Annotated in this window: 5 protein-coding genes; 2 read left to right on the top strand and 3 right to left on the bottom strand. The window is 56.2% G+C overall.

Annotation, left to right across the window (positions count from 1 at the left end; all coding sequences use genetic code 11):
* Positions 1 to 197 precede the first annotated feature (197 nt).
* The gene (locus tag V5A26_RS08145; RefSeq protein WP_332321374.1) at positions 198 to 1,940 is read right to left on the bottom strand and encodes a BCCT family transporter; all 1,743 of its coding nucleotides are present in this window, start codon (positions 1,938 to 1,940) and stop codon (positions 198 to 200) included.
* Between the two features lie 1,344 nt (positions 1,941 to 3,284).
* Here V5A26_RS08145 and V5A26_RS08140 point away from each other — a divergent pair.
* Both V5A26_RS08140 and V5A26_RS08135 read left to right on the top strand, forming a co-directional pair.
* Positions 3,285 to 4,064: an MBL fold metallo-hydrolase gene (locus tag V5A26_RS08140; protein ID WP_332321373.1), complete on the top strand. Its 780-nt coding sequence runs from the start codon at positions 3,285 to 3,287 to the stop codon at positions 4,062 to 4,064.
* Between the two features lie 178 nt (positions 4,065 to 4,242).
* The gene (locus tag V5A26_RS08135) at positions 4,243 to 4,719 is read left to right on the top strand and encodes a PH domain-containing protein (RefSeq protein ID WP_332321372.1); all 477 of its coding nucleotides are present in this window, start codon (positions 4,243 to 4,245) and stop codon (positions 4,717 to 4,719) included.
* 211 nt (positions 4,720 to 4,930) lie between these two features.
* On the opposite strand, the gene V5A26_RS08130 is transcribed toward V5A26_RS08135, so the two are convergent.
* Together V5A26_RS08130 and V5A26_RS08125 are read right to left on the bottom strand one after the other, a co-directional pair.
* Positions 4,931 to 5,569, bottom strand: a complete 639-nt coding sequence (locus V5A26_RS08130; protein ID WP_332321371.1) for a hypothetical protein — start codon at positions 5,567 to 5,569, stop codon at positions 4,931 to 4,933.
* Between the two features lie 493 nt (positions 5,570 to 6,062).
* Entirely contained in the window at positions 6,063 to 7,700 is a 1,638-nt protein-coding gene (locus tag V5A26_RS08125) for a BCCT family transporter (RefSeq protein ID WP_332321370.1), read from the bottom strand.
* Positions 7,701 to 7,771: the final 71 nt, after the last annotated feature.

Raw genomic sequence — 7,771 nt, 5'->3', positions numbered from 1 at the left:
GGGCCAAATGCTCCGAACCCAGACTCCGCGAGGGGAAAATCCGTCATGGGTCCAGCGATAGTACAACCCGCGTTGTACCGAGACAGTCTGACCTGATCGAGGTGATCGACCAGCTCTATGTGCCGCTCTTTGATACGCACGCTCTGGGACGGTGATCCGTCTCTCAGGGACCGCAAAAACGAAAGAAGAATGAAGTATTAGTCGTCTGATTCGGAGTCGTGAATGCCGGTCACGACGTCGCCACCTGTCGTATCGACTTCCTTTTCACCCTCAGCAATTTCGCCAACCCGTTCTTGGAACTCCTGGGATTGCAGGATCTCATACTCTTCGCTGAGACCCTTGTAAATCGAATACACCATGACCAGCAGGATCACCGCGAAGGGAAGTCCGGTCGTCACCGACGCGGTCTGGAGTGCCGTCAGGCCACCACCGATCAACAGCACGGCGGCGACGACACCCTCAGTGATTGCCCAGAAGATACGCTGTGTGCGCGGGACGTCGTGTTTCCCACCTGAGGTCAGGTGATCGACAACCAGTGACCCGGAGTCAGAGGACGTCACGAAGAACGTCGTGACCAGCAGGACCGCCAGCAATTGGGTCACCGTCGTGAGTGGGAACGACTCCAGCATCTCGAACATCGCGAAAGAGTATCCCTGATCGTAAATCGTCTCGTAAATCGTCGCTCCAAGGTTTCGCTGCGCGAAGATGCCGGCGCCGCCGAAGGCAGCGAGCCACAGGAAGGAGAAGGCCGTCGGAATCATGAGGACGCCGACGACGACCTCTCGGATCGTCTTCCCCTTCGAAATCCGGGCGATGAAAAGCCCCACAAAGGGCGACCACGCGATCCACCAGCCCCAGTAGAAGATGGTCCACAACTGGGCCCAGGAAGCGTACCCGCCTGCCTGTTCGGCAGGGAGGTTTGCGCCCGTGAAGAAGGCCATCTCCGGCAGGTTCATCAAGTAGGTGCCGAGGGATGCGACGGTGTGATTGAGGAGATAGAGCGTCGGACCAACGACGAGGATGAACGCCAGGAAGATGAACATCAACCAGACGTTGATCTGGCTCAGCCGTTTCACCCCTCTATCCAGCCCCGCTGCGACAGAGATTGTCGCGACCGCGGTGATTACCCCGATAATGGCGACCTGGGCTGGAACTCCTTGCGGAACGCCAGCGACGACACTCAACCCCGCATTGATCTGTGACGCACCGAGCCCCAGGGACGTCCCGAGGCCGAACAGCGTCGCGAAGACGGTGATGACGTCGATAACGTGGCCCCACCATCCGTAGATCCGTTCACCCAGGAGCGGGAAGAACACTGAACGGAAGGTGAGGGGCAACCCACGGTTGAACGAGAAGAAGCCGAGACCGAGCGCGACGATACCGTAGACCGCCCACGGGTGCAGTCCCCAGTGGTAAAAGGTCACGGTCGTCGCGGCCGAAGCCGCTTCGGCCGTGTTCGGTGTGACCATCGGGAAGATGTTCGTCCCGTCGCCGTAGTGCCACATCGGCTCGGCGACGCTGTAGAACATGAGCCCGATGCCCATCCCGGCACTGAACAGCATGGCCATCCAAGAGAGTTTCGAGAACTCCTCCTCGGCTTCGACGCCGCCGAGTCGAATTTTACCGAATTTACTCAAACCGAAATACACCAAAGCGACGATGAAGATGTTGACGACGAGAATGTAGAACCAGCCGAAGTTCGCATTGACGAAGTCGAAGACGGCGGTATAGGCCGCTGATGCCTGGTCCCCGAGTGCGATCGTAATGATGACGAACGCCGCGATTACCACGGCCGATATCGGGAACACCTGGGGATGCACGTCGAACCCGAACGCCTGAATGTTCGTGTCCCCCGGACTCCGGTCGGTTTCCGGGTGGAACAGTTCGACCTGCAGCCCCTCGGTGGTTTCTCCGACTCGGTCACCCTCTTCTTCACTCATGGTATTTTACTCCTTATAATGCGGATCGATTCGTCACTTGTAGTGGTCTGCTCGGTAATGTTGTTATATCGTACCATACTACGTCTTGACCTATCACAATACACTGTAATAAATTTTAAGAAGAATTTGCCGCAAGCATTTCGATCTATCCGAGAAACGGTCCTCCGATTTGCAAGTATTTGCCCCTCCCGAGCCGATTGCAGGTCGGTTCGTCGTCGAAATGGCACTGGTGGTTAGCGGGAACGCCGACCGAAACGACTCATTGGGACACCGGCCTCCTGTATACCATTGATGCTGGTGGGAGGGAACGTCGTCGGAGAGGCATAAACGAACCTATAAAAATTCGACCGGCTTGTTTCTGGTTAGATAAAACCTTGGTAATTGTTTATATATACCAAAGATATTTAAATTTTCGGACCATTAATGCAGATAAAGGAGGTGAGACGCACTCGAACCAAACACTTTGGTCACCCATAATCTGTACTCATCCGTTTTTTCAATCGTTGGATTGCACGGTTCCTTTTCGAGGATTCCACTGACGGGTTGATCAAGTAAGAGTACGATCAGTATCGGTGCCCGTAGTTTCTTTTCCACCACGGCAGGTGGGCGGGTTAGGCGTCCAATCACGGAGTCGAACATGGTGGGGTGGTCCAATTGAGGCGTCATCTTCACGGATTGCGAGGTCTTCAGCGCCGACTGAGTGCCGTGGATTTGTACTCGCAAGACGCTCAACTCGACGCGATGCCGACGGTCCCCGAGCCGATTCTGGACGGCGAGCCGAGCACCGGGCACGGGCAAGAATAGCGCCAGCCGCTACCTCCTCGAGAAGTTCGCGGGGGACATTCCAGAGGTGGCGACGGTGACTGTCAACTGCTGATTAAACCACTTTCGGTATCGCATCCGCCATCGGGTCGTCGAAGCGGTCGAGGAGCCTTCAATCGCCAGCAAGGAGCCCACCGCAGCCTCCATGTAGGACGCTCTCGAGGACGGCTTTCGCTCCGTGTTCGCCCTGCTTGACATCGACCAGTTCGCCCGACGTGAACATCGCGTCCCTCCTCAAGCACTAGAGGGACGTTCATGAAGCACACTTGCCGGTCTGTGGCGAGACGGTCGATACTCTCTAAGAGCGGATAAATCTCGCGTTGGGATGGACGCCCCGCCTATACATAAGTGTTCTAATAATTCATTTCTGTGGTTCGGAGGGACACCTACGGTGTGAGATACGTGTATCGTATCTTGCAAAGGTTCAGCTATCTACCGAACTGCTAATAGAAGAGGCGTGCAGAGCATGGATTCCCTCTTATGACACGCATCCTTATGGTCCGGTAGACCGCACAGAAGGTCGTGACAAAAATTACCATTCTCGCAGACAACAGGGTGCATGACTGGGAACCGAAGGGCCTCCGTGCCGAATGGGGTTTTTCGGTCGCCGTGGGAAACCTGTTGTTCGATACGGGTGGGACGGGCGTCGCCGCCGCGAACGCACGCTTGCTTGGGGCCGGGCCGTTTGAAACACTCGTTCTCAGCCACGGCCATTACGACCACACGAAGGGGCTTCCGGCCTTTCTCGATGAGCTCGAAGAGATCTATGTCCACCCCGACGCGTTTGAGGAAAAGTACCTGGACGGCGAGCCAATTGGGATGCCCTACGATCGGGCGTGGGTCGAAGCCCAGGCGAATGTTCGAACTCACTCCGACCCGGTCAAAGTGGCCCAGGGAATCCACGCGTTAGGCGAGATTCCGCGGGAGTATCCTGATAATCGAACCGGTGAACATCTCGTGGAAGGAAATCATGTCGAAGATCCTGTGTGGGATGATCAGGCCCTCGCCGTTGAAACGGATATGGGCCTCGGGCTCGTGCTCGGGTGCGGTCACGCAGGTCTCAGGAACTCGGTCACATATGCAGAGGAGGTGCTTGGGGAACCGGTCCATACCGTTATCGGAGGGACCCACCTCCGGTCCCCCGACGCCGAGACACTTGCCACCATCGTGGGGTGGCTAGGGGACCGGATCGAACGCATCGCGCCAACTCATTGCACCGCTCCGGAGGCCGAGTTGGCCCTCAAGGACGCATTTGGGGAGGACTATATTCGAGTGGGGGTTGGCGCAACTATCGACCTGTGAACCGAGTTGGAGCGGATACATCGGCTCCCTGACCGAGCCAAGAGGCCGTAATCGAATTCGCCGATGTATGACTCCTCAATTGTGACGGCGCCGGTATTGATATGAAGATGATTGGCAGTTACTTGATCGAGGCTTGCGGACCGTGGTTTTAAGGGAGTCCTTCGTGTCGTGGAGAAAAATGCCCTCGGGTCAGGAACAGAACGCCGTTGTTCAACACGACGCAGCGCCCACCGGTATCGATCTGCTCGAAGCAGAAACGGTTTTGCAAAACCGACATCCTGGTTGGGTAATATGGTGGAAACACTTCCTGGGGGCGGCAGTCGTTCTGCTGTATAGTGTGGGTAGTGGGGGCGGAACGTTACAGTGGGGATCGCTATTTGCCGGGATTATCGTTGCTACCGTCGCAGCGAGTCGAAATCGATCCCGGTATATCGTGACTGATAAGCGGATGATTAAGGATGTTGGTCTGTTCCGCCCCGAAAGGCGAGCGGATCATTATGGAAATGTTGCTGACATTGAGGTGTCACAGAGTTACATTGGGAATGTATTTGGCATTGGCACCATCGTGGTTCGAGCCGCGAACGGAACCGAAACAACGTGGCGTGGTGTGCCCGAACAGCAAGCCGTCGCGATGTCGATTCGTGAACAGCTCTAACCGATCCACAGAAATCGAGGGGATTTCAAAGGGACGGAAGCTGGATCCTTTCAGAGGTTCGTGTTAGCCAGCCCGACGGAGCCATGGGCGGCTCATCGATGATTGAGCCAAAAGACGAATTGGTCCTCAAACTGTACCCACTCACGACGATCCAAACTAGGGCAGAAATTTCTCCCTCCCTTTCCGTTGCAACACTATCGGGAACGGTTCCTCATCGATACATACTGACAGGTATTGTAGGCAACAGGGCAAAAAACACGACCAGAGAGATGATAATCACGAGCGCGGCAAAAAATTCGATGGTGTAGCATGTCGCGTTCAGGAACGCCGTATCCCGGGAAACGATGGCCTCGATCGCCCATTCACCAGCGAAAGCGATGAGTAGCAACACACCCCCCATCAACATGCCGACCAATGTGTGGCGCCGGGTGGAATGTTCCTCCTCGGTCCCGTTGTCCGTCCGGGAGTCGGACGTGAGAAACGGCGGGTAAAGCGTTTCCCGATACCGATTCCGGAGACCGGCGGGATCAACTTTCGCCGGAACGACACGATTTGCGGCCTCCGGATGGCGTTGAAAGAACGGGAGGTTCCGATACTCCTCAACACCCTCGATACACTCCGCATCGTAATGTCGGCCGTTATATCGAAGCCACGTGTGCATGTAGCCCCGGCCCCCATCCTCTAGAATCTCGATATCGATATCGTCGCTGACCTCCTCCGCGACTGTTTTGGCGACGTACCGGCAGTAATGGAGATTGATATCCGCCGGTGTTTCGACCCGTGGACTGACCGGGTTCGTGAGCAATTTGTCACGAACGTCACGGATCGATCGTTTCAATGTGTGTGCCATTATGAGAATATACGTCCTGCATCGGCTAAACCATGACGGGAGGGGTGAAGACACGTTATCACTTCAGCCGGCCGGCTCCGAGTGCTTGTTCGAGATGATATCGGTCCCTTTGTCGTCACCTCGAGGGCCAGTTCCAGACCCAGTTTCGTAGTGGTATCGGACATTCAAAACAAATCGCTTGCAACAGACAACGCGCATCGACAGCAGCGGCTCGAGCAGTTTCGGAGGACACGGTATTCAAATTGTTGACGGCAGCCGACAGGGCCTGGTGTCGGAACAGTGGTTCAGGTAGCCGTAAACGGAACGAATCATCTTAGTAAATTACAAGCATGATCGGAGCGGTTTCATCCTCCATCTCCAAATGAGATTTGGCGGATCTCGAAATAATTTGCGTTGAGATGGTATCCTGTGGGGCTGCAATGAGATTGCTAGTTGGGAAGCCAATTCCAGCGTTGTCACTACGCGGGAAAAACGGAAGAAAGGAGGGGAGTCGTTAGTCGTCGTCCGGAGCGATACCGTCGCTCGGATCGATTTGTGATGCACGTTTGTCCACTTCCTTATCAGTGAGGAACAGCGGACTAACGTGGCGGAAGGTTCGGATCGTTGCCCAGACGGCAACCAGGATGACGAGCGCGAATGGACCACCGGTGAGGACGGAGGCGGTCTGCAACGCATTGGCCCCACCGAACACCAACAGGAGGGACGCGAGCGCGCCCATGGTGAAACCCCAGATGACGCGGTTAATCGTCGAGGGGTGTCGCTTCCCGCCAGTGGTCAGCATTCCCAACGCGAGCGTCGAAGAGTCAGCGGACGTGACGAAGAACGTCGTCACGAGCAACAGGAACGTGAGCATGGCGATCAAGCCCAACACTCCCGGCAGCATCGCTTCGAACAGTGGGAATCCGAGTGCGTCGTATCCGAGGTCGTTGTAGGTTTCGACGATCGGCGCGACGTCGTTCATCTCCATCCAGATGGATGAGCCACCGAGGGCAGCGAACCACGGGATCGTCACGCCAGTCGAGGCGAGTACGCCGGTTCCGACCATCTGTCGGACCGTCCGGCCCTTGGAAATGCGGGCGATGAACAGGCCGACGAACGGCGCCCACGCGAACCACCAGGCCCAGAAGAAGACGGTCCAGGCACCCACGAATCCGGCCGGCTCGAAGCCGGCGGAATTCGTGTACATGCTGATTTCAACGAAGTTCCCGATGTAGGCCCCGATGGACTCGACGCCAATATTGAGGATGTAGGCCGTGGGCCCGAAGATGAACGCGACGGCCATCAGGATGAAGAATACGACCATGTTGAAGTTCGAGACCCGCTTAATACCCTTCTCCACCCCGAGCGCGACGGAGATGGTGAAGGCCACGGTCAAGCCCGTAATCATCAGTATTGTCAGCAGGTCAGTCGTTGCGATACCAAAGATGTAGTTGAGGCCACCCAGGAACTGGCCGCCGACGAATCCGAGCGTGGTCGCAATGCCACCGATGGTTGCGAACACCGCAAGGATGTCGACGAGTTTCGGGAGCGGCCCTTCGAGGTTGTCAGTGCCGAGGAACGGTGCGAGCACCGTCGAAACGCGCAGGGGTGCACCGTATCGGTAGGCGAAAAAGGCGATGGGGAGTGCCAACAGTACGTAGAACGACCACGCGGAAATTCCCCAGTGGAAGAACGTGTACGTGATCGCGTCTACGGCTGCTGATGCAGAGCCTGCTTCAGCACCACCCATCGGGCTGTTATTCGGTGGGGAATAGAGCGTGAAGTGGGAGATCGCTTCCGCGGGCCCCCAGAACACGATCCCGGCTGCGATACCGGCCGAATACAGCATCGCGAAGTAGGATTTGAAGGTGTATTCGGGGTCGTCATCGGGCTTCCCGATTCGGATGTTACCCCACGGACTCAACACCAGGAAAAGTCCGAAAATAACCAGGAAGAAGCCCGACATCAGGTAGGCCCACCCAAGCTGGCTGGTCATCCAGCTAAATGCGCCGTTAATGAATTCTCTTGCAGCTTCAGGGGAGAGGATCAACGCGAGAATCGCGAGGATTGATACCCCCAGGCCAATACCATACACCACCCAGTCTATCTCGTCGAGGAACGTGCCGATTGCGCCTTTGTTTTCTGTACTCATGTGTGTTATCGTCACCCATCCGTTTGTAATGGGTCCGATACGCACTAGCGATACGACTCGGGGTTTATGAA

Source organism: Halodesulfurarchaeum sp., from assembly GCF_036626455.1.
In the GTDB taxonomy this organism is placed as follows: Archaea; Halobacteriota; Halobacteria; order Halobacteriales; family Halobacteriaceae; genus Halodesulfurarchaeum.
The sequence above is the reverse complement of the archived record's forward strand: the minus strand, read 5'-3'. Positions and strand labels throughout refer to the sequence as shown.